We start from the raw sequence: 24,994 nt of genomic DNA on the forward strand, positions 1-24,994 counted from the left end.
TTATTTTGGAAACACTTTTATTTTTTTAACTATAGGTTCAAATCGTTTATCAAAAGCTCTATTTATATAAAGATTTGGATCTTTTTTGAATTTATCCCATTTAACTAAATTACAATATCTTTCCTCATAACTCCAACCACATCCCTTCTCTTTGGGTATATAGTAATTATAATTAAATTCTCGTATGGTTGTACTATTGTCAATACATATGCGATTGTGGTATTCACCACAATTAGGGCATTTATACTTCCCTTTGTAAATTTTTTCATACATATTTGGTAATACTATTCCTAATATTCCATTGGGAGAGTCATATAAAGATGCTTGCAGTTCTTTTTTTATATATTGTTGATCTGTAAGAACACTATATTCAGAACTATATTCTCCAATTAAGGATATCGTTACCGTAGAATCTTGAAGGTGATCTTCTCTAATTTTTCTCATAATATAATCAGGGTTATCTGAATTAATAGGGTGGTTTAGAGACTTATCTATAAAATCAATATCCATGTCTTGTATTTCTTCTTTATAGCTTTTATCTTGTGTTTTGAATGATATAAATGTTTTATGTCTCATTATTTATTTTTTCCTTCTTTAGCATTATCTAAATTTGCCCAATTTATATTTTCACTGGAGATTAATGATTCACATCTTTGAACTAAGGTTTTAAATTGGTCAGTATTAGGCTCATCATATACTCCTGAAGATGTTTCAAACATATATTTTTCACGTTTTAATGATTCACATATTTGTCTATACTGTATCCATTTCTCGTGAAATTTAGACATTGAATTTATTCCTTCTATAATAGTTACTAATCCACCTAAAAAAGATATTATTATTAAAATTTTAGGAAATTTATCAGCTATCCCAGCTAGTACAGGAATTAACGCTGATACTATAATTTGTAATCCATGAAGATGGTAATAATGCTTTTTTTCAGATTGGCTTTTTTTGTCGTACCAATTTATTTGCTCACTTAGCCTAGATTTGTCATATTCTTCGTAATCTATGTTGTACATTTAATACCTTCTTTTTTAAAACATACAGCCTTTACTGTCATCAGCTTTGTTGAACTTTTGTCATTCTCCTAGGGTGGGGAAGAGTTAATATTATTTCATCTGTGTTTGAGTCTTACCAGTAACAGCGTTGTTAACTGTGGTAATCACCATATTAGCACCGATATTTCCTTGAATATCAGAAGTATAAGTTAAATCTTTGGCTTCTTGGCCAGCGGCGTTAGTTTCTGAATAGCCATTAGGTTGACCGAACTTCTTAGTTATATCGTCAACGGATTGTCCGTTTTGAATATTATTAAAATCTTCAAGAGTGATTTTTTTATCACGTTTAACTTTTAATCCAGTGATAGCTTTTAAGACAGCTTTGCCATTAGAAAATCCAACTGTAAAAGTAGAACCTAATCCGCCACCATTAACTTTATTCCAAATTTTGTCGTCAGCTTGAATTGGTCCCACAGCTTGACTGGAAGTGGTATTAGGTTGCCCGTATTTATTAACAATATCAGTATCTGAAGTACCATTATCTGTACCTAATTGAATAGCATTAAAATCATTCAATGTTGGGCCATTCTTTTTAGGATCAGCTTTTGCTTGTTGTTCCGTTTTGTTACCTGAATTATTGGATTTATTAGAACTAGAGTTGCTTCCACATCCTGCTAAAAGTCCTACTGCTAATAACCCCACAATAGATAATTTAGTTGTACTTTTCATTACATATTCCCCCTAAGTATCAGCTTTTAAAGTCGTCAGTGTTTGGACTATTTAATTAAAAATATATTCTGTAAATTGTAATCTGATTAAATTATTAGACACTATTCATATAACGTTTACAAAAAGTGGAAAGTAATTATATTAAAAAGGAAACGCGTCATCTGGAATATCTATTACTTGATTTTCTATATCGATATCAATAGCATTCCATCCCTTTAATAAGCCATTAATAAAGAAGGTAGACTTAGCACCACATATAGGGCAATATCTATCAGAACCTTTTAGCACAATGTCACACGGCTTGTTTTCCGTTTCAATACCAGTTTCACCTGTGACTATTCCAGTACATTCATTCACAATATATACTCCACATATTGAACAATAATTTCCACTTACATGTTTGTTTCCACAAATAGGGCAGTTCTCTTTTAAATGCCCTTTTTCATCAACTTTTAAGCTTGAATATGACATTAAGTTCCTTTCCTCAGTTTCGTGAAACTTATAATACTGATCTTCTTTGATTTTTAATAAATTGTCATTTCCACATATGGGACAATACTTTAATTCCGATAAAAATATCTTTTCTCCATTATTACAATTTTTGCAAAAATATATTATTGGACTGTTAATTAATGTAAAACCAATTGATTTTTGATCTGCTTCTTTTAAGTCTCTTGCTTTTTTTTGATTAAAATCAAAATGAGATTTAAAAATTTTATTTGTATTTTTTAAAGATCTAACAAGTGTTCCAGACGGTTTCAACCATGGATGTTTTAATTTTATGTTTAAAGAAATTTGAGCTGCAGAATTACTAACATCAAATAAACTATGAACAGTGTGAGCGTTTAATTTAGTATTCATTAAGCTAGGAGGAACTAATAATTCATTAGCAAATGAATCTGCCTCATGTTCATATTTTAAATATTCTTCATCATCTAGTCCTCTTCGCAGTACAGGTGAATCATTTTCATCAAAATGATTTAGTAGTATATGACCTAATTCATGTGCTATAGAAAATCTTATTCGTTCTACTATATTACTTTTAATATCACCATTATAAAAAATAACAAATTTGTGCGTTTTTTCATCTTCTTTTAAAGCTACAAATGCATCTGGACCTCCATAAGCTATAATAAGTTCTACACTGATGTTAATTTTTTTGCTTAATTCATTATATGTGCACAAATTTATTGCATATTCGATGTTGGATATAATCTCTAGAAGATTGACAGGGTAGACGTGACTAGTTGTTTTGCTAAAAGTCAAATCAGCAATATAGCGTGCTTTATCGTAATTGGGTTTATTATTTGTCATCTTTATCATCAAACATAGCATCAACAAATGAACCAATTGCATTACTAATAGAATCTATTTGAGCATCGCTAAGCTTTTTACTATCCATTTTTCTAGCCAATATTTTTATTTTAGGGTTTTTAATTTCTGATTCCGTATTTTTATCATCTAAAGCACCTTCATCTCTTCCTAAAAGATAATCTGTTGAGACGTTCAAAACCCTTGCAACTTTTTGCAAACTAGAAGTACTAGGAACCTTTGTATCCCATCTGTAAATGCTATTCTTACCTACTCCAGCTTTTTCAGCTAGCGTTTGCAATGACCAACCTTTTTCTTGAGAAAGATTTTTTATGCGATCTAATGTAGTCATATTAACCTTCCTAACTTTTTTGATATTTATTTTTACCACTAATGGTAAAAAATGGTTGACTTTTTATCACGTATGATTGATAATGTGTTTATCAAGTAATTTTGCAATAAAAAAGACATACCTACAATTTACATTTAATGCTAATTGTATGCGGTATCGCTTATTTACTGTACCCTTATTTTATCACGAATGATAAAATACGCAACTATTTGATAAACAAATTATGAAAGGTAGGTGAACTTAAATGCTAGATCAAACGTTAATTGAAGCTGCTAAAAATACAGAAACAGAATTTAAGATGGCTTTACTAAAGCGTGGAATTACTCAACGAGAAATGGCATCAATGTTAAATGCTAATCCTGCTCAAATTAATCGTGCGATTAAAGGTGATGTATCACCTAAATCCAATGAATTGAGAACAAAGATGAAACACATTTTAGATATTAAATAGGAGGTTAGCTAAATGAATGGTGATGTTGAGTTATTTATTTTTGATAATCAAGAAGTTAGAACTTTAGTTATTGACGATGAACCATTTTTTGTTGGCAAAGATGTGGCAGTTATTCTTGGGTACAAGAATACAAGAGATGCTCTTTCTAAGCATGTAGATATTGATGATAAGAATACCGTCGCAATTCACGACGGTATTGGAAACCCCAATAAAACTGTAATTAATGAGTCTGGATTATACAGTTTAATTCTTTCTAGCAAATTACCAACTGCTAAAAGATTTAAACATTGGGTAACTTCAGAAGTGTTACCAACTATTAGGCAACATGGTTCTTATTTAATAAATGAAACAGCTTTTGATATTACGCATAATCGTGAGGCTTTAGCTAATTTGTTACAAGAAGCAGCTGATCAGTTAAATGAAAAAGATGCGATTATTCATAAACAGCAACCTAAGGTTGAGTATTACGACTCACAAATGCGTAACCCGGGGCTAATGACTACTACTGAAATTGCTAAAGACTATGGTTGGTCGGCACGACGATTGAATAAAGAATTGCATGAACGCGGTGTGATATTTAAGCAGGGTAAGCACTGGGTGCCTTATCAGAAATATTGCAGTCAAGGTTACACGCAGTATGAGCCGTTTGCTTTTGAAAAAGATAGTAGACAGCAGGGAATGCACAATAATCTCAAATGGACGCAAAAGGGTCGCAAGTTCATTTACGACTTACTCAAGCAAGACGATATTTACCCAACGATTGAAGAATTAGTTTAAAGATTTTTCGTTCTTTGAAAAACTGAAAGGAGGTGAGAACCAATGAATATTAGAGAAGCTGCTATTAGATGTGATGAAGAACATGTTATGTATCGTGAAGCATTTCCTCAAATTGCGGTTAAACCAACTAATGGTTACAGATGCTGTATTCTAATTGATTTAACTGGAAATAAAGAGTCTGCATCACGATGGAATCCTTATTTGGAAGATTTGATCACTGAAGATTGGAGAATAAAAAAATATTCTAAAGACCAAATTTAGATTTTATATATTTTTTTGCAAATAAACCGATCATTTGCAAAGTAAAAGGTATACCTTGGTCAATCATTTCTTTCTTTATTTTGTTCCAAATAGTTTTGTCTTTTATAGAATTCAAATATTCATTGTCTTTATAAGTTAAATTTCCTGGCATGATTGCATAAAATTGATCACTAGCTGGAAGAGCTGAACCCGTGATGAATCCTGCATCATGCAAGGCGTTAACGGTAAAGCCTGCTTCTTGATATGAATGATTTTTATTTTTAGCCAATTGAGCAACTTCTTTATCTGTTGGTCCAGAAAAATTTTTGCTATTGGCACAAAGAATCAAAATATCACGTACAAAATCATAATTTAATTCCATTTTTATTCACCACCTTTCTGGTAGTGATTATAACAATTAAAGAAGGTGATTCACATGCCAGCAACATTAGCTGGAAGAGAGTTGATTAAGCAGTATTTAAAGGAGAACCACATTACCATTTCTAGTTTAGCTGCAACATTTGGTGTCGGTAAAGTCTACATGGGCCAAGTTTTAAGTGGTGAACGGGCGACCACGGCTGCTAATGAGTTAATCCTAAGAATTATTGAAACTTTTAAAATCCGACCAAAGAAGGAGTGATAATCGTGGTTCAAAAAATAACGAGCACGGTAGAAATTACCATTCCATCAGAATATGTGCTAGTCAAAAAATCCGAACTTGAACAGTTACAGGAACGTTCAGACTATGACTGCTGGTGGAACTCTAAAGATTTAAAAGAACGCTATGGTCACGACTTACAGTGGTTTCGCGAGCATGTTTTATACGTTTCACGCTTTAAGCAGCGACTAAGTAAATGTGTCAAATACCCCAAAGCTTCAGGTAAAAATGGTTGGCAATTTGAACCACATGGTTTCAGCCGATTTATGCAAGATTACTTTGGTGAGATATGTAATGAGAGGAGGTGAAAATATGGTTGTACCAATTGATGTCATTAGCGTAATTATTGGTGTTTTGTTTGGCTACGGACTCAAAGATTTAGTTGATGCTAAAGGAGGTTGGAAAAATCTATGGGGACTGTAAATAAAAAAGACGCCACAGAGCAGGCACTCTGGCTGGCGTCAAATGCAATATTCATTACGAAGTTAAGTATAACACGAAAGGAAGATGAACATGCCAGTCAAAATTGACAAACTAGAAATTGAGAATGTCAAGCGTGTTAAAGCAGTTGAAATTGTACCATCAGATAACGGTTTAACCATTGTTGGTGGCAAAAATAACCAAGGTAAGACTAGCGTGTTAGATGCGATTGCTTGGGCATTAGGTGGTAACAAATACAAACCGTCGCAAGCACAGCGTGAAGGTTCAGTAACACCACCCAAGTTACACGTGGTGTTAAACAATGGCTTAATTGTTGAACGCAGTGGTCCTAAGTCAAACTTAAAAGTGATTGACCCTAATGGTGAGAAGGCAGGGCAACAACTGCTCAATAGTTTTGTTGAGGAATTAGCCATTAATCTTCCAAAGTTTATGAATGCCAGTAATAAAGAAAAGGCTAATATTTTGTTACAAATTATCGGCGTCCAAGAGCAATTAGTTAAGTTAGAGCAACAAGAAACCCAAATTTATAACCATCGTCATGAGCTTGGACAGATTGCCGATCAAAAGAAAAAGTACGCTGAAGAGCAACAATATTATCCTGGTGTACCCAAAGATTTAGTAGCTGTCTCGGATTTAATTCAACAGCAACAAACGATACTGGCACAAAATGGTGAGAATGAACGCAAACGCCAACAGCTTAGTCAATTAATGAATCAATCGCAACAAGAAGAAAGTAAGATTCAACAATTAAAAGACCAGCTAAATAAGCTTCAAACACAGCATGAACAGACACAAAATGACGTTCAAGTTGCCAAGCAATCTACTGAACAACTGCAAGACCAATCTACTTCAGAGCTGGAACAGAACATTGCAGACGTGGATGAAATTAATCGCAAAGTGCGAGCTAATTTGGACAAAGATAAGGCGGAAGAAGACGCTAAAGATTATACCAACCAATATGTTCAGTTAAGTACCCAATTAGATAATGTCCGACAACAAAAAGCTGATTTATTAAAGCAAGCACAACTACCATTACCAGGTTTATCTGTTGAAGATGGTGAGCTGGTTTATCAAGGCCAAAAGTGGGATAACATGTCGAGTTCTGATCAGCTTAAAGTTTCTACCGCCATTGTTCGCAAGCTCAAACCAGAATGTGGCTTCGTATTACTAGATAAGTTAGAACAAATGGATTTGGACACTCTAAAAGAGTTTGGTGACTGGCTCAAAGATGAAGGCTTACAAGCTATCGCTACCCGTGTTTCAACTGGTGATGAATGCTCAATCATTATTGAAGACGGTTATGGTGAAACAAAAACTGCCACTACTAATTGGCAAGGAAAGGGAGCATTTTAATGGAAATTACAAGTGGAATTGTTCCGAAAGCACAAAAAGTTGTTTTGTATGGGGTTGAGGGAATTGGTAAAACAACTTTTGCGAGTCACTTTCCTAAACCGGTTTTTATTGATACTGAGGATTCATCTAATTATTTAGATGTTAACCGGTATCCAAAACCCACGAGTTGGGAAATGTTGATGCAAGAAGTTGAAGAAACTATTGTAAATAGACCATGTCAAACTTTAGTTTTAGACACAATTGATTGGGCTGAAGATTTATGTAAGAAACACCTTTGCTCGCAAAACGGTTGGAAAATGATTGATTCAACCGATTATGGGAAACGTTATGTTGCATTAGCGACCGAAATGGGTAGCTTACTCAACAAATTAAGCGAAGTTATTGATTGCGGGATTAATGTCGTAGTTACCGCTCATGCCTGGTTACGAAAGAAAGAAGAACCTGATGAGATGGGTGCTTATGACCGCTATGAGTTGAAGTTAGAAAAGAAAACTGCGCCAATGGTCAAAGAATGGGCAGATATGGTTTTATTTGCGAATTACAAAACCATTGTGGTCACCGACAGTAAAATCAATTCTAAAAAAGCCCAAGGTGGCCAACGGGTAATGTACACGACCCACCGTCCGACGTGGGACGCTAAGAACCGGTTAGGTTTGGCTGATGAATTGGACTTTGATTATAACCAAATTGCTGATGCGTTTAATAAAGTGACACCCAAACCAACACCAACTGTACAATCAACCGAGCCTGAACAGCCACCTTTACCTCCTGAACCAGCAATGGAGCAAGAAGCACCGCAAGCTGATCCACGAGAAGAACAGACAAAATCAATACCAGCTGTTATTCCAAAAGCTGTTGCTGATTTAATGCAATTAAACCATGTTTCAGTGGATGAGATGCGTCAAATTATTTATGTCGGTGGTTTTATGCCAGCTGATACGCCGTTAGAAAATGTGCCAACTGATTTATGGCAACATTTGGCCTCTAAATGGGATGCGGCTATGGGTCTATTAAATACAAAAGTGAGAAAGTAGGAAAAATAATATGAACAACGAAAATGAATTTATCTCATGGGATGGCGCGTTTGAAGCTGAAGAAACGCAATTTGTAACTTTACCAGAAGGCAAATATCCATTTGAGGTTACTGATATGGAACGTAAAAATTACGAGGGCAATTCTGATAAGATTCCCAACGGTGCACCATTTGCTGAAGTTACCGTTAAGATTACGTCGCAAGATGGTCAGTCAACGTTAATTAGAGAACGTCTTTATTTATTGAAGAAATTCTCTTGGAAATTAACGCAATTCTTTAAGGCAATCGGGCAACCAGTTGTTGATGGACAACAGTTTAAACCTAATTGGAATCAGGTTGTGGGCAGTAAGGGGCAGGCTGAAGTAGAAATTAACCATTATCAAAAAGAAGGTCAAGACCGAACGAACAATCGGGTTAAAACATTTTTAAAACCCGATCCAAATGCCGCAGTTGTTAATGCACAACCACAGACACCACCAGTTCAAAACGGTTATCAACCAGGAACCGGAGCATTTTAATGGGGTGTAAATTATGGAATTACGACCGTATCAACAAATGTCAATTGAGAAAGTGCAAGCTGAATGGCAAAAGGGTCATCAAAGAACCTTACTGGTACTTCCGACCGGAACCGGCAAGACCATTGTGTTTACTAAACTAGCTGAAGAGCTAGTGCGCCAAGGGCAGCAAGTATTAATTATGGCTCATCGGGGCGAATTATTGGAACAAGCAGCCGATAAATTATATCAAGCAACTGGGTTAAAAGCGGCCGTAGAAAAGGGCGAACAAACAAGCGTTAATTCTTTCTATCGCATCACAGTTGGTTCCGTGCAAACTTTGCAACGAGACAAGCGTTTAAAGCAATTTCAACCTAACAAGTTTGACACGATTATCGTTGATGAAGCCCATCATATTCTTTCAAATGGCTATCAACGAGTGATGGATTATTTCAAAAGCGCTCAAGTTTTAGGCGTCACTGCCACGGCAGACCGGGGCGATATGCGAAACCTGGGTGAATACTTTGACAGTTTAGCCTATGAATATAGTTTGCCGGCAGCTATCAAAGATGGATATTTATCACCAATTAAAGCAATTACTATTCCTCTGAAGTTGGATATTTCGGGTGTTAAGCAACAATCGGGTGACTTTTCTACGAAAGATTTAGGAACGGCTTTGGATCCGTACCTGGAACAAATTGCTGTCGAGATGACAAAGTATTGCGCTGAACGCAAGACTGTTGTGTTTTTACCGCTAGTTAAAACTTCTCAAAAGTTCTGCCACATGCTCCAACAGCATGGCTTAACCGCTGCTGAAGTTAACGGTGAATCAGTCAATCGCAAGCAAATATTACAGGATTTTGCTGATGGTAAGTATCAAGTTTTATGTAATTCCATGTTACTAACCGAAGGTTGGGATTGTCCAGATGTTGATTGTGTTGTTGTTTTACGACCGACAAAAGTGCGAGCCCTTTATAGCCAGATGGTGGGTCGCGGGACCAGAATTGTCCCTAATAAGAAAGATTTATTATTGCTTGATTTTTTGTGGCATACCGAACGCCATGAGCTATGTCATCCGGCAAGTGTGATTGCTACAGATGCTAAAGTTGCTCAAAAGATGACTGAGAATATTGAAAAAGCTAATGGCGAAGCAATTGATTTACAAGAGGCAGAACAAAAAGCTAGTGATGAAGTGGTTGAGGAACGGGAAGATTCGTTAGCGGATCAATTAGCCGTAATGCGCAAACGTAAGCGCAAGTTAGTCGATCCATTGCAATTTGAAATGTCCATTCAATCATCTGATTTAGCTAATTATGTACCGCAATTTGGCTACCAAATGGGACCGGCAACGAAGAAGCAAAAAAGCGCCTTAGAAAAAATGGGTATTTTTCCTGATGAAATTGAGAATGCTGGAAAAGCCGAAGTGTTACTCAATCATTTAAGCAAACGACGTGATGCTGGGCTAGCCACTCCAAAGCAGATTAGATTTTTAGAAAAACGTAACTTCCAACATGTTGGCACTTGGAATTTTGAAGCGGCTAAAAAGATGATTAATCGAATTGCTGCCAGTGGTTGGCGTATTCCCAAAAATATTAAGCCGGCAGAATATCAACCACAGAAAGGATAGTTTATGGAAGAGAAATTTGATTTGTTACCTCTTTTAGAATATATCAACCCTGCTTCTTTGGACTATCAAGAATGGGTCGATGTTGGAATGGGGTTAAAGCACGAAGGCTACACTGCTCAAGATTGGGCTAATTGGTCTCAAAGTGACAGTAGTCGTTACCATGAAGGTGAATGTGAAAGCAAATGGAATAGCTTTGATGGTGCTGATTCACCAATCACTGGGGCGACGATTACGCAAATGGCTAAAGATAATGGGTGGCAACCAACAAGTAGTGGTGATGACACTGCTTTTGGTTGGGATGATAGCTTTATGGCGACCGAATCCAAAATTGATAAGGGTTATAAATTATTTAATACTGATTGGATTATGGGCGAACAAGTCGTGGAACCCAAGAATTGGAATCCCGCCCAACAGATTATTGACTATCTTAATGCCTTATTTCGACCGGGAGATATTGTTGGGTATGTCAATAATGCCTACCCGAAAACGAGTAATGAGAGTGGAGAAGTCGAAAAGTGGTTACCATCGAAAGGCGTTTATACACGGACGGCTGGTGAATTAATTGAAGAATTACAGCGTAGTCATGGCGATATTGGGGCGGTAATGGGTGACCCCAATCCTGAAGCTGGTGCTTGGGTACGACTTAATCCGTTAGACGGACAAGGTGTTAAAAATACAAATGTGGTTGATTACCGGTATGCCTTAATTGAATCTGATACGACGGAAATTGAAAAGCAAAATGAAATCTTGCATAAACTTGAATTACCAATTGCAGCCCTTTCCTATTCGGGTCATCGTAGCTTACACGCAATCGTAAAAGTTGATGCGATTAATTACCCACAATATCAAGAACGAGTAGATTATCTTTTTAAAATCGTTGAGAAAAATGGTCTGCAAGTTGATAAGCAGAATAAAAATCCATCACGTTTAACACGTTTGCCCGGCTTTCAGCGCGGTGATCAAAAACAATTTTTAATTGATAAGAGCATTGGTAAAGCTAGCTGGGAAGAATGGGAAGAATATATTGAAGATTTAAACGACAACCTGCCCGATATCGAAAGTTTAGATACCTTGTTTGATCAAGAAATTGTCTTGGCTCCCGAATTAATTCACGGGATGTTGCGACAAGGACACAAAATGTTAATTGCGGGACCGTCAAAAGCTGGTAAGTCCTTTGCCTTAATGGAATTAGCGATTGCCATTGCTGAAGGTTGGGATTGGTTGGGCTTTAAATGCACCCAAGGTCGAGTTTTATATGTCAATCTCGAATTAGACGAACGTTCTGCTAAAAAACGTTTTGTTGAAATCTATAACACGATTGGTAAAGGACACCCTGATGTCAGCAATATTGATGTATGGAATTTGCGGGGTAAGACGAGTCCAATGGATAAATTGGCCCCGAAGTTGATTCGCCGCGCCATGAAAGAAAATTATATTGCCGTCATTATTGACCCAATTTATAAAGTTTTGACTGGCGATGAAAATTCAGCGCATGAGATGGCCAACTTTACTAACCAATTTGACAAGATTGCCACGGAATTAAATTGTGCGGTAATTTACTGTCACCATCATTCAAAAGGTAATCAAGGTGGTAAAAATTCAATGGACCGTTCTAGTGGTTCAGGAGTGTTTGCCCGTGACCCCGATGCCATTTTAGATTTGATTGAATTACCAGTTAGTGAAGACCGTTATACGCAATTGGAAAATGAAGAAATTTGTCGTGTTTATCAACAAGCTATTAATAAATATGCTCCGAGTTATGATGCCGTCAGTTTGGATGATCAATCAAGTAAGTCACAGATGAGTCACCATTTAATGAGTGCAGTTGCAAGCTTGCCTAACTCTCAAGTGATTTTAAAAACAGTTGAAGCAGTTAAAGACCAAGCGATAGCGGTTGTTCGTCAAGAAACAGCTTGGCGATTAGAAGGAACGCTGCGTGAGTTTCCACGATTTGCCCCAATTAATGCTTGGTTTAGATATCCAGTACACGTTTTAGATGATTCGTTAGCTGATATTCAATTGGAAGAAGATCCTAAAGAAAAGTGGAAGCAAGGTACTAAAAAATCTAATCAATCCCGTAGTCAAAAGGCTCAACAGGAGTTAGAAGAGGCATTCAACATCATTAGCGAAGATGGAGAGAGTGCAGATATTGGTGATGTGGCTGCTTATTTAGGAATTAAGAAAAATACAATTTATAGTCGTGTAAAAAAGCATGAAAGTTTTCATGCTGAAGACGGTAGACTAATTAAAAATTAATTCAATTTATATTGTCGAACCTATTTAGCTTCGACTGGATTCGATAGAAATATTTATTACGTCGTGGCTATTTAGCTTCGGTTAGCTTCGACAGTAGTCGAAACCGCTTGTCCATCAGTCTTGTCTAAGCTCCCCCTTGTGGGGAGTAGCTTAGACAAATGACTGGAACGGTAACTAGCGATGGCGTGGACAGATTTTTAAAAATAAAAAATTAAAGGAAGATTAAAATGTATGAGTTTTTTATGCCGATGAAAATTCCAACTGTGACGCATCAGGAAAAACAAGTACATGTGGTCAAGGGTAAGCCAATATTTTATGAACCAGCAGAATTAAAAACTGCACGGCAAAAATATTTGGATAGCTTAGCTCAACATGTACCTAAAGAAAAGTTTTACGGCAGTGTGCAGCTGATGATTAAGTGGTGTTTTCCAATTAATGGTAAACACGTTGATGGTGAGTTCAAAGATACCAAGCCTGATTTGGATAATTCGGTTAAGCTGTTGCAAGATTGCATGACGAAGTTAGGATTTTGGCAAGATGATCGTTTTGTGGTTAGCTTGATAACTGAAAAATTTTGGGCGAAAGTCCCCGGTATTTATATTCGAATTGAGGCGGTGTGATTGGAGTTTTGGAAGAATGTCTTCACTGATTTATTGCGAGTGATGTGGCAATAAAACAAAAAATTACAACAGTTAGATTTTGGTTCAGTGGAATATTGGGAATGGCTAAGTGACCGCTTGAGTCAAATTGAGTTGAAGTACAATCATCATCCGTTAGTAGTGAAGTTTTTAGTGGCTATTTTTGAATACCAAGATGAGAGTTTACAAGCTAAGGGGGCAGAACATGAACCCAATGTTAAAGGTAATGCCGCAGATTCAAAAGCTGGAAGATGAATATGGCGACTTGATGCACGTACCGGATGACAATTTAGAATTGAAGCAAATTCGTCGGACCATGAAAGTTGTGAAGATTGATCCACAAAGAGCCGTAGAAGATAAAAAGTTAGTCAACAAAGCTTTAATTTATATGGCTAATCATAACGCCGGTATGGTTGAAACTGCGCAAATGTTGCAGATTGATTATTGCCGACTGAATCAAGCGTTCAATAATAATCATGTACAGTTACCAATTATTTATTCAGAAAAGATATGTAATGACCACCGAGTTTATTACACGGACAATTTGAAAAATATTACTAAGTTTTTGGATTGTTCTAAAACACAGTTGGTTAATGCTAAACGAGAACACGAACGTGTAAATGGCTATCAGATCGAGAGTTGCCGGGTGTCGTCAGTTAATGTGCCGTTGTATGAGCGGTTAGATTTCTTGGTTCATTGAGAGGCGCTTGATGAAGAAAACTGTGCGGATTAATAAAAATCACTTACTGGCATCATTAAAGTTCTTGGCAAATAGTGCCAAGATTACTATTGATAAAACTGATAGCGATGATGCCATTATATACGAAATCTATTTAAAAATATTAGATTCTCTGTATCAGGAAGTTTTGAAGCGACCGAATTCCGATTTGAAATTGAAGATTAAGTTATAGGGGAGTATTGAAGTGAAGAAATCAATTAGTAAGCATTCAATTAAAATGGGTTGTCTCGTAGGTATAGTAATTATTATTTTAGGAATAGCTGGCTGTACCAATTGGTATTTCCATGATACAGGTTCAGGTGTGAGAATGGCGAAAAATTTTAAGTCTGAAACACATAATGGACTGAAGCGTAAAATTACGGTTTACAATGTTGACGGCAAAGTTTTATTCACTCAAAAAGGTAAATTCGATATTGAATATCATGATCACGATTTACAGTATGTAGATTCACATAATAAGAAACACAATATCTATATTGGTTCAGGAACAGTTGTTGTTGATGATTTAGAATAATTATTTTTGGGAGATTGAAAATGAAAATTGATGTTAATTTAAGTGACGTTCAAGAACGATTGAATGATATGAAGAATGATTCTTCACACAAAACTAGTTTAATAAATAGTATTAACGGGCAAATTAATTATGCTGTGAGAAATGGTTACAATCCAAAATTACGGTTTGAAATTCCTAAGGTGGAAGTACCACAATATGTAGCTAATACGCTAAATGACGTTGAGAACGGAAATGTGACGTTAGAAGAGTTGATTAAAAAAACAATGTCTACGCCTTATGTTGCTAATGGCGAAGATGAATTAGATACCATTTTATGGTGCAAAGATAATGGACCATTAGCATTATTAAATGCTTACCAAATTGGTTGGAAAGTAAAAAAGCCGAAATACTATATTCACTTCAAACAAGAGTCGGGATATGCTTATTTACAGACTGATCCAGATACTCTTAGTAATGCTGCTGAATGGGAACTCGGAACCAATGAACAAATAGATGATACGTATCAAAATCAGTTTACGATGAACGAGATTGAAGAACATTTCCCGCAATTTAAACCATTTGCTGAGCTGGTAGAAAAGGAAGGTTATTAAAATGATTAAAAATAACCAAAAACAAGATGCTTTTCAAAGTTTAGTAATTAATAAAATTATTAAACCTGCTGTTGAACAGATTACGGACGTAGAAGTATTAACCGTTGAAGATATATCTTACTGGACAGATTTTTATACAAGATTAGAAGAACTAGATGATGAATTTAAATTGGAAACACAGGAGTTAGTTAATTTATCCAACAATGTAGATAATGATATAAAAGAACTACTTGAACACGTTTCTGGAATGTATATTACAGAAAATTCTATGGATGAATTAACACTTCTTTATAAACAAAAATATTCTGATTTAATTTATGCGAGAGATTATTTAAGCAATTATGATCCTAATCCTGAATATGTCTTAGTAGATACCAAGCATCATTTTCTTGCATATACTACTAAGGATCAAATTAAAGGTGAATCAGGAAAAGAAAAATTTCCTCTGTTAGCATATGCTAATCGTTTCTTTGAAATCTTTCTTATTTTATTGACTGGCAATTCAGATTTGTTGGAAATAAAGTGAGCCAGTGGATGAGGAAAGAGAGTGAATTATGTACGTCGTAAAAACTGGTAATTATTTTTATCAAGGGCAAAAAGACCCTGTATTTGCTAAAGAAGGAAATATCTTGTTTGCTAAGTCTTTTAGTGAGGCTTGTGTTTTTAAGAAAATTGAAGCAGCCAATAAGATTGCTCAAGAAATCAATGGTCAAATTTATTCAATTAACTTGAAATTGGCTATGTATGATCCAAAGGAGGATTAAGATAATGAACGGTAAAGTATTACAATTTAAAGGACAGATTGATAGTTTTAAGACGAAAGATGATGAAGTGACAATTCAATTTAAAGCCAATACCAAAGATATTTCATTGGACCGTTTGAATGAATTTACTAAAGACATGATCAGCGTCAATTTAGAATCAGCACAAACGGAACTAATCCCACAAAATGAGTAATAAAAAACTCCGGTCGTTAAACCGCAGCTTCCACTAATCGTAATTAAATTATATCATAAAGGAGCTGGCGGCTTGGGATTATTCGATGAGTTGGACAACAAGCAAAGTAGAGCAAACGCACGGAATGTTTTAAGTAAATTTAGAATGTGGGCACGAATAGCAGATTATCACATTGACACCCTCAAGTCGCCGATTATTGACGGTATGCCTAAAGCTACCAGTGGTGACCATGATGGACAGATGATACCGCTGCTCACTAAATTAGACCGTAAGCATGAAGCACAGCTGGATATTGATGAGATGACCACGGCTATTTTGAAGTTGGACCGGGAAGAATGTTTGAGTTTGTATTACACGTATTTAGTGCCTGAAAAACTAAAAGATTTAGTCATTTCCGAACGAATTTACCACAATCTAATTTCGGTACGAATGATGCAAAACCGACGTGATCGGGCGTTAATTGGATTTTGTGAAGTTTACCAGAACGGCAGGTTGTTAGTTTTTAAATAATCGTGTTATAATGACTTTGCGAGATGTTAGGAAATCTTAGCATGGAAACACAAAAGCCACTCCTACGCCGAATAGGAATGGCTTTTTTTGTGTGGTTGCAAGCGACAACTCATTTTCGTTTGTTATGTTTGCTGTGCAACCATTCAGCAATCATTTGATTCACTGCGCCAACAATAATTGGTGCAACGATCAATGTTAGGAAATCTCTAAACATGGAGCCACCCCCTCTCGGGGCGAGTTGCCATGTAAAATTATATCATAAAAAATTTCGTAATCTGGGGGAAATCCAGAGGAAATGTTATGGGAGAAACGATTGATTTAAGAGGTATTATGATAGTGTAAATAATTTAGGGAGCTGGACTAAGAGTCTGGCTTTTTTATTGCCTAGGCGATATGATTGTGCCGAGGTGTGAATTATGAAAAATAGTAAGTTTATTAATTGGTTTAAAAACAACAAGGCTTTTACTTTAGGCATTGTTATAGGCATTATAATTGGCGTTATGGTAACTTGTCTAATATATATTGAATCTGGTATTTTGGATAGGGCATGGAATAATTTAGTATATTGGCTTAGTAATGGATCAGCTGCCGATTGGTTTAGTGCAATTGGCACGATTTCCGCAGTTATAGTTTCTTTATATTTGTCAAAAAAAAGTGATAGAGATCATAAAAAGAGTGAATTTAATAAGATATTACCCTACTTTGATCTTGATCATATGTCTAATACTACGGACACATATTTTAATGTTCTTATTTCAAGCATTAATAATAATCTTCCTCTTTCGAATGTTGTTTTTAATATTTATGTAAAATATGATGATTGCGAAGATTTAACGAACTATAAAATTAACAGGGGGCATATGCTGCCAAATAAAAATGAGCAAAAGATTGTAATAAAAGACTGTATTAACCATAAGAAGTCGTATCTAATACATAGAGTAGATATTAAATGTAAAACTATTAATGGAACAGATATATTTTTTACTTATGGTAATGGTGTTGAACATATTCACATTTATGATGATAAAAAATATGGCAGTAAAGTGTATACACATGGACCTCACGATGGATTAGATGCAGAAAAAAAAGCTAAAAAAAGAAAAAAAGATTTTATAGAATAACTGATTTTGAAATTGAAAATTAGGAGGTGTGGTGAGATGACGTGACAGTACACAAAAATTCACAAAATAAGGCTTTTCATAGCTTGAACAGTGACCGTAAAAAGGCGGTTAAGTTGCTGTTTGAAGATACTTTGACTGATGAAGAGATTGCCAAACAAGTGAATCGCAGTCGCAGGACGTTGGCTAAGTGGAAGAATGATCCATTGTTCATTGAAGCACAACGTGAATACAGTATTTCTCAACTGGATGAGGCTTTGCCAGATTCCGTTAAAGAGTTAATTAAGCTAATCAAACATGGTAAATCAGAGATGGTTAAATTGCAGGCTATTCAAACTGTCTTTAAGCGAGCAGGATTATTTTCGGACAATGGTTCGCCTGATTTAGATAAAGCAAAGGTTCGAAAAGCACTTGCCGAAGCACGTATTTCCGAGCATCAAGCTGACCAATTGGAATCGAACGATTCAAATGATGCTGTAATTGATATTAATTTTAATATTCCACCAAAGGAGGGAACGGATGGTTGAAGTAAGTCTAAAAGATAACGTTTCACCGGCGTTCTACAGCATGTTCTGGGATATTCACAATTGTAAGCATTCAAATTATTGGCTAAAAGGAGGGCGGGGTTCAACCAAGTCTTCCTTTATTAGTATCATGATTGTGCTTGGCATTATGCAGGACAAAGATGCCAATGCGATTGTGCTTCGGAAAGTTGCCAATACGTTGCGTGATTCGGTTTTTGAGTAATATTTGTGGGCGATTGACCTGCTGAAAGTATGACTATTGGCAATCATAGGTTAGTCCAATGCAGTTAACGTTTCGTCCAACTGGCCAGCAAATTAGGTTCAAGGGCGCTGATGATCCACGCAAAATTAAATCGCAGACTTTTCGGCAAGGCTATACCAAGTTTAAGCATTTTGAAGAGGTTACCGAATTTAAAGGTATGGAAGAAATTTAGTCGATTAATCAATTACTTGGTCGTGGTGGTTTAGGTATTATTACCTTTGAAAACGGACAATGAGAAAGCTTGCCGCCATGAATATCTTGGTGAAGTCACTGGTACAGGTGCGGAATTATTTAACAATATTACTACTCGTGAGGTTACTGATGAAGAAATCAATAATTTTGATAAGATTTATCACGGCTTGGACTTTGATTTTGCACACGATCCAACGGCATACGTAAATATTTATTGGGACTCTGCCAGACGGTGGATTTTTATTTACAACGAAATCTATCAAGTAGGGTTAAAGAACCGTGAAGCTGTGCAGCAGATTAAACAACTTAAATTAATCCATTGAATGAACCCGTGACTGCTGATTCTGCTTCTCCTGGTACAATTGCCGAATATCGCAATTTAGGATTGAATATTTGCGGTGCGCGCAAGGGTCAAGGCTCACGCGACCATTAGTGGAAGAGATTTAAAAGGTTATAATGATAATGAAAAAGAAGTATTGTTTAAACGTAATACTAAATTTAGATTTATTAAACGTTATATTGATGACAATGGTCGTCCAGTTTTAGTTGTTGAGGAAGAGTAATGAGTGATAAAAAGCCGTATTAAGATAGTCGTTGGAAAGGTCAAGCTAACGAATTTCATTCAATTGGTAAGCCTAAAAAAGTAACTCCTGAAGAACAAAAGAATCGTGACGAGTTTCTTAAAAAAGCTAGAGAGTTTATGATTAAGCAAAATAATAAGTAATTTACTCATAGAAATGTATTTTTGATGGGCATATTCAATTTTAATAATTGGTACAAAATTATATTAAATTAGCTAAAAACGTCTTAAAACTTAAATTAAGGCGTTTTTATTATGCGCAAAAACAGCGGAGAAAATAAAATGATAGAAATTACAACCAAGAAAATTAATGTTTTAATAATTTGGTTTCTTAATGGTAAAACAGCAAAGTTTTACCAAGTTACTGATTTTTCTGATGTCAATAGCTTAAGTTTTTCATATCTTGGAAAATCAGAAAATATAAAACGCAAAGTTCACTTTAATTTACATCAAATAGCTGGATATGCAATTAATGAATAATTTAATGACCAAGCATTGAGTCACTTTAAAAGAAATGTAAAATCGAGAATAAAAAATATGAATTTTAGATTTATTGAGCAACATTTCGTTTATCATAACGTGGCATCAAAGAAAAGCGCATTACAAATAATTATTTGTAAATCAAATCCATACATCATACATCATCAGGTAAATTATCTTCATATGGTTTATTTTCTTTCAAGCAATTATTGACTATTTCAATAATTCTATTTTCGTCATTTCCAATATTGAATGTAGGAAAATTCTCTCCAAATATACTTTTGTACTTATCAAGTAAGTAAAATGTTGATTCTGTCATTTGAAAAATCATCTCCATAAATATATTTGCTATTATTCAAAAAATGGTAAAAGATAATTGAAATAAAAATTCTACTTAATTCGCATTTTGCATATCTGCCTTGATTTCAAAAACTAAATTATCAGATTTACTTAAGTTTAATCAATAATTTTACAATTTTCAATTTAACCTTAGATCATACAGTGACAATTTATGACTCGTCTGTTTTGGAATTAACAGCAACTGCTTCCTCAGGGACACAAATTACTGGCGGATCAGGTGCAATTGCTATTACTAAAGATGGCATTTCTTCGGCTGATTTAGGTGATTGGATTAGTTCTAATACAGATTTGCCAAAGAGTTCGGTAGATATTTTGATTAATAAATCAGGTTTAGCGTCCGCATTTACCAAGATTAAAGAAGGCAACGTGACAATTAAGTCTTCTGTTAATAGTGATAAGAGTTATTCCGTTTCAATTGCTTTGGATGTTATGAAAACAGATTTAGGATATCTGGAAAATACTTTATCCATTGAGTTTGGAGAAAAAGTTAAAATCAATGATTTCCCTAATATTGATCCTAAGACGGTATTGGTCGTTGTTGGCATAGCAGTTTTGGCTGTATTAGGTATAGGAGGACTTGGAACCTTAGGAGAAGTAGTAGGATCGTTAGTAACTGCTTTAGCTTGATTGATCTACGAATAAATAATTGTTTGCTTTTTTCTTCAGGATATTGATTGAGAATTTAGAATTATTTAGTATGTTTAAATTATTTTTGCTTTTATGGATGGTGTGAACTAGAGTTTGTTTTTTAGAGTTTTGTGTATCGTCTGATAGAAATAGTAAATAATCTTCAGTTTCTATAAGTGTGTACTTTTGGTTACTGATGTGTTGGATATTTAATTGTTCATATAATTTTTTGAACAAGGGATCTTCGTTTATTTGATAATTAGGAGAATTTGGAGATAGAATATTCTTTCTTCTGTAAGCATTTTGTAAAATATCAGATTTGGAGTATATATCAATATATTGTAGCTGCGTTTCTTTGTCATTAACAACAAAATAAAAAGTGTATCTGTCTTGGTATTTTAATATATACTTTTTTTGGAATTTATATTTCATAGCAAAAAATTGAAGTATGTTAATGATTATGGCTGCAATAATTATTATCTTGACCATTGAAAAGGCACACAACCATATTATTGTTATTACAATGATGTCAGCAATACAGTTTGTGACAAATATATTTTTTGATCGCTTAATTCCATAATTTTTCCAAATTATTCGTGATAAATTCTTCAGTTGTTGTTTATTTAAAAATGAAATTATCATTTTGATCTCCTTGTTTTACATGTTTTATATATTATAGCCGAAAGGCTATATTATGGCAGGAACGGTTGAGTCATGATTTACAATTCCTTTTTCGAAATTTATAACCTCAGTGATTAAATGAAATATTCCCACATGTCGGTTCAGCTATCTTGCTATCTGTTATGGCTAATGTCTAATTAAATACTTTAAATGAGATAAAAATAGTCGTCAAAATAGCAAGTTAGCTTATTTGGCTAATAACGGCTTATACAGATATTTTAACTATTCTGAATATAGAGTACTGACGTAAATTAAATTTAAATTGCTGTATCAAGTTTTGTGAAAGATGTTTTTTGACACTTTTGAGATCTTTAAGGCAACCAGAGATGATTGTCTATTTTAATGCAATTTTATATTGATTAATATGCATAAAGTATATAATGGTGTAAATGTGGAAGGGGGGATGATATGCCAATACGTTCAAGGCAGTAAAAAGCAAGCATGGCTTAAATGAGCCTTGTTCGGCATATCCTAACAATTTGTGAAAAAATTAGTATATCCAGTGATTATTACTGAACACAACGATGACAGCAATTACTTTGTTGTAACTTCTCCTAATATTCCAGGAATGGTCACTCAGGGAGACACATTCTCTGATGCGGCATATTGGGCAGAAGATGCTATTGCAACGATGCTAGAGGGAGAGTCTGAATATCCTAAAGTGCAAGACCCAAGTCATTGGCATTTAGATGATAACGATAAGGTAGTTTATGTAACGGTAGATATGGAAAAGTATTTGAAAAAGAATACTAGACGAACAATTACAGTTACAGAGTATTTAAACGAGATGGCGAAACAACAAAAGATTAATGTTTCACGATTAGCAACTGATGCTTTAAAAGAGAAGTTAGAAGTTAATTAACGTTGATTAGCACTCAGCCGAGTGCTTTTTTGTACAGGAAAAATAATAATCCTCTTGTTTTTATACACATCATTGTGTATAAAAGTATTTGTAATAAGGAAAAATGAATAATCCTAAGACGAAAGATACGACTTTTGTTCCAATACACTCAAAATAATTGAAACAGGGTATGGAACGAGCAATTTTTAAAGAAGCAAGGCTCAAATGAGTCCTTGTTTCTATACCCCTAAAATCTAATTTAGAGTAGGAGGCTTAGCATATGATGAAAAAAAGAAAGCGTAAAGACAGAACTTATGAAGAAAAAATGCATAGATATACAGCTTCTGCGGTTATTGCTTTGGTTTTAGGTGTTGCACTTCAGTTGTTGTTTCAAGTTTAATTTTAAGACGGAGATGTTAAGGATGAATATTGACTTGAATAATGATGATATTATGAATGCAAAAACTGCTTCTTTTTGTGGGAAAAAATGAATCTTATGTTTGCATAACGTATAAGCAGAATCCGGGGAAGTTTTCACCTGGATCTATTAGAAAGTTTGGAAAAGCGCGGGTAGTTATTACTGAGGATATGGAAGGCTACTACTGGCATTAAGTATTCGCGTAAATAAAGTTTAATACTCCAGCATAAGTGTTTTTTATGGAATATAATCTTGTAAAAAGAAAATAATAAACTCTAATTATTAAAAATTAACCAATTGACAGTTATTTTCAAGCTAAGTAGTATCTCTATAATTAAATATTTTAAATCAAAAAATGGTGACTAAATAATTTGATTAAATTATTTAGTCACCATTAACTGAATTAATGACAGTTAAAAAAGAAAATTGCTAGTTATGATAAACTTTATCTAAAAATGTCAAAGAAACCACTAACATCTTGCAAAATTCCAGAGCTCATTTGTAATGCGCTTTGAACAATATCCATCCATGACATAAGTTTCACCTTCTTTTTTTAGAATATCAGTATTATATCATAATTATTAAAAAATATCTTTATCACATTTCTTGATAAATAATAATTTATATTAAAAAGATCATATATTCTTTGATGTTTAAGACTGAAAGTGGCTACTTAATTACTATATTGCAAAGATTAATAGTACGTGTTACTTTAACAGGGAGAAGAATCTAATTAATTGTGATGGCGAGATGAGAAAATGAATAAAATAACGATCGTTGGTAGTATTAATTGGGACACTAATTTACGAGTACCACATTTGGTTCGCCCTGGCGAAACAATTCATGCCAAAGAGCATTATAGTGTCGGTGGTGGTAAAGGAGCCAATCAGGCAGTAGCCGCCCAACGCGCCGGCAGTGCAACTTCTTTTATTGGCGCAGTGGGCGCTGATTCGATGGGGGAATCCTTATTAAAACAGTTGCAAACAGAAGGAATTAATATAGCGGGCGTGAAGACGATTGCCAACGAATCAACAGGACAAGCCTTTGTCACTGTCGATGATAATGGTGAGAATAGTATTACTATTTATTCCGGCGCCAATTTTTCTTTTGACACTGCGGAGGTAAAGACTAATCAACAATTAATTATAAATAGTGATTTTGTGATTGCACAATTAGAAACACCCTTAAGTGCTACTCAAGCGGCATTTCAATTGGCTCATGATCATCACATCAAAACGATTTTAAATCCAGCGCCAGCCATTGATAACTTAGCTCCGGAATTGTTGCAGTTGTGCGACGTCATCATTCCTAACGAAACCGAGGCGCAAACCTTAACCCAAATTCCAGTAACTGACTTAACTTCAGCGCGTGCTGCTGCAAAGAAGCTACACCAATTAGGTGTGCCTATTGTCATTATTACTTTAGGTAGTCAAGGAGCTTTTTTGGATGATGGCCAATCTGCGAAATTAATTCCGGCATTTAAAGTTCATGCAGTAGATACTACAGCAGCTGGTGATACTTTTATTGGCGCCTTCAGCAGTGTCTTGAAGCCGGACTTTTCCAATTTATCAGCCGCAGTCTTGTTTGGTAACCAGGCATCGGCTTTAACCGTCCAACGTTATGGGGCACAACCCTCAATTCCTTATCAAACTGAAATTTTGCAATCTTCTTCAAAATGCATAACTGATTTTGCTGATTAAATTAGCAAAATATTAATTGGACTTAGTTGGTCTGTTGGTGCAATTTAGCAACTGTTTGTAAGTGTTGTTGAGCTTTGGTTAACTTAGTATTTTCAGTAGAGATATTTAGTGCTTGGCGCACCTTATGATCGGCTGCTTGATATTGAGCTTGATAGGTTTTAATTTTAGTGAAATTATTCTGTTGATAACAAGTATTCATTTTTTGAAGGCTTTGAATCATTTGCAAAAGATTGTCTTTAGCAGTTTGATTGAAAGCTTTTTTTTGCAATGTTCTTTGGCTATGCTGAAACTCTTGTTGTGCCGTTTGAGTAGTTGCTTTAGTTTCAAGTTTATTATCCCGAATACTGTCAGCGTAGCTATTAATAACATTAGCGTACTGATTATTGGTGCTGTTATAAATGGTTGTTAATTTTTGGTTACTCAGGGTAGTGGGGACACTTTTAGGAGCAGTGGTCTTAGAAGCACAGCCACTAAAAACAAGGGTTGTCATAAATAATGTTCTGATTAAAATAATTAACTTTTTCATCTGAATTTGATCCT

The 24,994-nt window shown here is 34.9% G+C and carries 40 protein-coding genes; 30 read left to right on the forward strand and 10 right to left on the reverse strand.

Annotated features, from left to right (window positions below; all coding sequences use genetic code 11):
* From AC3B6B_RS04975 to AC3B6B_RS04995, 5 genes are all read right to left on the reverse strand, one after another.
* On the reverse strand, positions 1-576 hold the full coding sequence (locus tag AC3B6B_RS04975) for a TIR domain-containing protein (RefSeq protein WP_489757566.1): 576 nt from the start codon (positions 574-576) through the stop codon (positions 1-3).
* Positions 576-1,022, reverse strand: coding sequence for a DUF4231 domain-containing protein (locus AC3B6B_RS04980; RefSeq protein WP_489757567.1), 447 nt, complete (start codon positions 1,020-1,022; stop codon positions 576-578). Before AC3B6B_RS04980 ends, AC3B6B_RS04975 begins: the two co-directional genes overlap by 1 nt.
* A gap of 90 nt (positions 1,023-1,112) precedes the next feature.
* Positions 1,113-1,730 carry a DUF3862 domain-containing protein gene (locus tag AC3B6B_RS04985; protein WP_489757568.1) on the reverse strand — a complete coding sequence of 206 codons (618 nt, stop codon included), beginning with the start codon at positions 1,728-1,730 and terminating at the stop codon, positions 1,113-1,115.
* A gap of 141 nt (positions 1,731-1,871) precedes the next feature.
* On the reverse strand, positions 1,872-3,044 hold the full coding sequence (locus tag AC3B6B_RS04990) for an ImmA/IrrE family metallo-endopeptidase (protein WP_489757569.1): 1,173 nt from the start codon (positions 3,042-3,044) through the stop codon (positions 1,872-1,874).
* A complete protein-coding gene (locus AC3B6B_RS04995; protein WP_489757570.1) occupies positions 3,034-3,393 on the reverse strand; it encodes a helix-turn-helix domain-containing protein in 360 nt (119 codons plus the stop codon). Before AC3B6B_RS04995 ends, AC3B6B_RS04990 begins: the two co-directional genes overlap by 11 nt.
* A 244-nt stretch (positions 3,394-3,637) precedes the next feature.
* On the opposite strand from AC3B6B_RS04995, the gene AC3B6B_RS05000 reads away from it, so the two are divergent.
* From AC3B6B_RS05000 to AC3B6B_RS05010, 3 genes are read left to right on the forward strand one after another with little or no spacing between them, the layout of a single operon-like run.
* Entirely contained in the window at positions 3,638-3,844 is a 207-nt protein-coding gene (locus AC3B6B_RS05000) for a helix-turn-helix domain-containing protein (RefSeq protein WP_489757571.1), read from the forward strand.
* 12 nt (positions 3,845-3,856) lie between these two features.
* Positions 3,857-4,621, forward strand: a complete 765-nt coding sequence (locus AC3B6B_RS05005) for a phage antirepressor (protein WP_489757572.1) — start codon at positions 3,857-3,859, stop codon at positions 4,619-4,621.
* Between the two features lie 42 nt (positions 4,622-4,663).
* Entirely contained in the window at positions 4,664-4,882 is a 219-nt protein-coding gene (locus tag AC3B6B_RS05010) for a hypothetical protein (protein ID WP_489757573.1), read from the forward strand.
* Here the strand turns inward: AC3B6B_RS05010 and AC3B6B_RS05015 are convergent.
* Positions 4,866-5,243 carry a DUF2513 domain-containing protein gene (locus tag AC3B6B_RS05015; protein WP_489757574.1) on the reverse strand — a complete coding sequence of 126 codons (378 nt, stop codon included), beginning with the start codon at positions 5,241-5,243 and terminating at the stop codon, positions 4,866-4,868. The two genes, AC3B6B_RS05010 and AC3B6B_RS05015, sit on opposite strands and share 17 nt — an antisense overlap.
* Positions 5,244-5,297: 54 nt before the next feature.
* On the opposite strand from AC3B6B_RS05015, the gene AC3B6B_RS05020 reads away from it, so the two are divergent.
* The 17 genes from AC3B6B_RS05020 to AC3B6B_RS05100 all read left to right on the forward strand — a co-directional run bounded on the left by AC3B6B_RS05020 (position 5,298) and on the right by AC3B6B_RS05100 (position 16,671).
* Positions 5,298-5,501, forward strand: a complete 204-nt coding sequence (locus AC3B6B_RS05020) for an XRE family transcriptional regulator (RefSeq protein ID WP_489755862.1) — start codon at positions 5,298-5,300, stop codon at positions 5,499-5,501.
* Between the two features lie 5 nt (positions 5,502-5,506).
* Positions 5,507-5,827, forward strand: coding sequence for a DUF771 domain-containing protein (locus tag AC3B6B_RS05025; protein ID WP_489757575.1), 321 nt, complete (start codon positions 5,507-5,509; stop codon positions 5,825-5,827).
* 205 nt (positions 5,828-6,032) lie between these two features.
* Positions 6,033-7,313 carry an AAA family ATPase gene (locus AC3B6B_RS05030; RefSeq protein ID WP_489757576.1) on the forward strand — a complete coding sequence of 427 codons (1,281 nt, stop codon included), beginning with the start codon at positions 6,033-6,035 and terminating at the stop codon, positions 7,311-7,313.
* A complete protein-coding gene (locus AC3B6B_RS05035; protein ID WP_489757577.1) occupies positions 7,313-8,347 on the forward strand; it encodes an ATP-binding protein in 1,035 nt (344 codons plus the stop codon). The genes AC3B6B_RS05030 and AC3B6B_RS05035 overlap by 1 nt, the downstream gene beginning before the upstream one ends.
* Positions 8,348-8,357: 10 nt before the next feature.
* Positions 8,358-8,864: a hypothetical protein gene (locus AC3B6B_RS05040; RefSeq protein WP_489757578.1), complete on the forward strand. Its 507-nt coding sequence runs from the start codon at positions 8,358-8,360 to the stop codon at positions 8,862-8,864.
* 13 nt (positions 8,865-8,877) lie between these two features.
* Positions 8,878-10,467: a DEAD/DEAH box helicase gene (locus AC3B6B_RS05045; RefSeq protein WP_489757579.1), complete on the forward strand. Its 1,590-nt coding sequence runs from the start codon at positions 8,878-8,880 to the stop codon at positions 10,465-10,467.
* A 3-nt stretch (positions 10,468-10,470) separates the two neighbouring features.
* Positions 10,471-12,723: an AAA family ATPase gene (locus AC3B6B_RS05050; RefSeq protein ID WP_489757580.1), complete on the forward strand. Its 2,253-nt coding sequence runs from the start codon at positions 10,471-10,473 to the stop codon at positions 12,721-12,723.
* A 227-nt stretch (positions 12,724-12,950) separates the two neighbouring features.
* Entirely contained in the window at positions 12,951-13,343 is a 393-nt protein-coding gene (locus AC3B6B_RS05055; protein WP_489757581.1) for a RusA family crossover junction endodeoxyribonuclease, read from the forward strand.
* Positions 13,344-13,430: 87 nt separating this feature from the next.
* Positions 13,431-13,616 (forward strand): hypothetical protein, encoded by a 186-nt coding sequence (locus AC3B6B_RS05060; protein ID WP_489757582.1) that lies wholly within the window; start codon positions 13,431-13,433, stop codon positions 13,614-13,616.
* Positions 13,567-14,061: a hypothetical protein gene (locus AC3B6B_RS05065; protein WP_489757583.1), complete on the forward strand. Its 495-nt coding sequence runs from the start codon at positions 13,567-13,569 to the stop codon at positions 14,059-14,061. Before AC3B6B_RS05060 ends, AC3B6B_RS05065 begins: the two co-directional genes overlap by 50 nt.
* 10 nt (positions 14,062-14,071) lie before the next feature.
* Complete coding sequence (locus tag AC3B6B_RS05070) at positions 14,072-14,272, forward strand: hypothetical protein (RefSeq protein ID WP_489757584.1); 201 nt, start codon at positions 14,072-14,074, stop codon at positions 14,270-14,272.
* 12 nt (positions 14,273-14,284) lie between these two features.
* A complete protein-coding gene (locus AC3B6B_RS05075; RefSeq protein ID WP_489757585.1) occupies positions 14,285-14,614 on the forward strand; it encodes a hypothetical protein in 330 nt (109 codons plus the stop codon).
* 20 nt (positions 14,615-14,634) lie between these two features.
* Positions 14,635-15,204, forward strand: a complete 570-nt coding sequence (locus AC3B6B_RS05080) for a DUF1642 domain-containing protein (protein ID WP_489757586.1) — start codon at positions 14,635-14,637, stop codon at positions 15,202-15,204.
* A 1-nt stretch (position 15,205) separates the two neighbouring features.
* Positions 15,206-15,730 carry a hypothetical protein gene (locus AC3B6B_RS05085; protein WP_489757587.1) on the forward strand — a complete coding sequence of 175 codons (525 nt, stop codon included), beginning with the start codon at positions 15,206-15,208 and terminating at the stop codon, positions 15,728-15,730.
* A gap of 28 nt (positions 15,731-15,758) precedes the next feature.
* Positions 15,759-15,968: a hypothetical protein gene (locus AC3B6B_RS05090; RefSeq protein ID WP_489757588.1), complete on the forward strand. Its 210-nt coding sequence runs from the start codon at positions 15,759-15,761 to the stop codon at positions 15,966-15,968.
* A 4-nt stretch (positions 15,969-15,972) separates the two neighbouring features.
* Positions 15,973-16,161, forward strand: a complete 189-nt coding sequence (locus AC3B6B_RS05095) for a hypothetical protein (RefSeq protein WP_489755846.1) — start codon at positions 15,973-15,975, stop codon at positions 16,159-16,161.
* Between the two features lie 90 nt (positions 16,162-16,251).
* The gene (locus AC3B6B_RS05100; RefSeq protein ID WP_489757715.1) at positions 16,252-16,671 is read left to right on the forward strand and encodes an ArpU family phage packaging/lysis transcriptional regulator; all 420 of its coding nucleotides are present in this window, start codon (positions 16,252-16,254) and stop codon (positions 16,669-16,671) included.
* 109 nt (positions 16,672-16,780) lie between these two features.
* Here AC3B6B_RS05100 and AC3B6B_RS05105 read toward each other — a convergent pair whose 3' ends face one another.
* Positions 16,781-16,885 (reverse strand): type I toxin-antitoxin system Fst family toxin, encoded by a 105-nt coding sequence (locus tag AC3B6B_RS05105; protein WP_489755844.1) that lies wholly within the window; start codon positions 16,883-16,885, stop codon positions 16,781-16,783.
* Positions 16,886-17,087: 202 nt separating this feature from the next.
* On the opposite strand from AC3B6B_RS05105, the gene AC3B6B_RS05110 reads away from it, so the two are divergent.
* From AC3B6B_RS05110 to AC3B6B_RS05140, 7 genes are all read left to right on the forward strand, one after another.
* Entirely contained in the window at positions 17,088-17,792 is a 705-nt protein-coding gene (locus AC3B6B_RS05110; RefSeq protein ID WP_489757589.1) for a hypothetical protein, read from the forward strand.
* Positions 17,793-17,833: 41 nt separating this feature from the next.
* The gene (locus AC3B6B_RS05115; RefSeq protein WP_489757590.1) at positions 17,834-18,316 is read left to right on the forward strand and encodes a phBC6A51 family helix-turn-helix protein; all 483 of its coding nucleotides are present in this window, start codon (positions 17,834-17,836) and stop codon (positions 18,314-18,316) included.
* Entirely contained in the window at positions 18,309-18,536 is a 228-nt protein-coding gene (locus AC3B6B_RS05120; protein WP_489757591.1) for a phage terminase large subunit, read from the forward strand. The genes AC3B6B_RS05115 and AC3B6B_RS05120 overlap by 8 nt, the downstream gene beginning before the upstream one ends.
* Positions 18,537-18,594: 58 nt before the next feature.
* Positions 18,595-18,747 carry a phage terminase large subunit gene (locus AC3B6B_RS05125; RefSeq protein ID WP_489757592.1) on the forward strand — a complete coding sequence of 51 codons (153 nt, stop codon included), beginning with the start codon at positions 18,595-18,597 and terminating at the stop codon, positions 18,745-18,747.
* 46 nt (positions 18,748-18,793) lie between these two features.
* Entirely contained in the window at positions 18,794-19,090 is a 297-nt protein-coding gene (locus tag AC3B6B_RS05130; protein ID WP_489757593.1) for a hypothetical protein, read from the forward strand.
* 75 nt (positions 19,091-19,165) lie between these two features.
* The gene (locus AC3B6B_RS05135) at positions 19,166-19,330 is read left to right on the forward strand and encodes a hypothetical protein (RefSeq protein WP_489757594.1); all 165 of its coding nucleotides are present in this window, start codon (positions 19,166-19,168) and stop codon (positions 19,328-19,330) included.
* Between the two features lie 299 nt (positions 19,331-19,629).
* A complete protein-coding gene (locus tag AC3B6B_RS05140; protein ID WP_489757595.1) occupies positions 19,630-19,827 on the forward strand; it encodes a hypothetical protein in 198 nt (65 codons plus the stop codon).
* A 154-nt stretch (positions 19,828-19,981) separates the two neighbouring features.
* On the opposite strand, the gene AC3B6B_RS05145 is transcribed toward AC3B6B_RS05140, so the two are convergent.
* Entirely contained in the window at positions 19,982-20,146 is a 165-nt protein-coding gene (locus tag AC3B6B_RS05145; protein ID WP_489757596.1) for a hypothetical protein, read from the reverse strand.
* Positions 20,147-20,352: 206 nt separating this feature from the next.
* Here AC3B6B_RS05145 and AC3B6B_RS05150 point away from each other — a divergent pair, with 206 nt between their 5' ends.
* Positions 20,353-20,814 (forward strand): hypothetical protein, encoded by a 462-nt coding sequence (locus AC3B6B_RS05150; RefSeq protein ID WP_489757597.1) that lies wholly within the window; start codon positions 20,353-20,355, stop codon positions 20,812-20,814.
* Here the strand turns inward: AC3B6B_RS05150 and AC3B6B_RS05155 are convergent.
* Positions 20,806-21,456, reverse strand: coding sequence for a hypothetical protein (locus AC3B6B_RS05155; protein WP_489757598.1), 651 nt, complete (start codon positions 21,454-21,456; stop codon positions 20,806-20,808). The genes AC3B6B_RS05150 and AC3B6B_RS05155 overlap by 9 nt on opposite strands.
* A gap of 520 nt (positions 21,457-21,976) precedes the next feature.
* Here AC3B6B_RS05155 and AC3B6B_RS05160 point away from each other — a divergent pair.
* Both AC3B6B_RS05160 and rbsK read left to right on the forward strand, forming a co-directional pair.
* Entirely contained in the window at positions 21,977-22,357 is a 381-nt protein-coding gene (locus tag AC3B6B_RS05160; protein WP_489757599.1) for a type II toxin-antitoxin system HicB family antitoxin, read from the forward strand.
* A gap of 1,155 nt (positions 22,358-23,512) precedes the next feature.
* On the forward strand, positions 23,513-24,454 hold the full coding sequence (gene rbsK / locus AC3B6B_RS05165) for a ribokinase (protein ID WP_489757600.1): 942 nt from the start codon (positions 23,513-23,515) through the stop codon (positions 24,452-24,454).
* A gap of 22 nt (positions 24,455-24,476) precedes the next feature.
* Here rbsK and AC3B6B_RS05170 read toward each other — a convergent pair whose 3' ends face one another.
* Entirely contained in the window at positions 24,477-24,980 is a 504-nt protein-coding gene (locus AC3B6B_RS05170; RefSeq protein ID WP_489757601.1) for a hypothetical protein, read from the reverse strand.
* Between the last annotated feature and the right edge of the window lie 14 nt (positions 24,981-24,994).

Source organism: Bombilactobacillus sp. ESL1197 (assembly GCF_058107145.1).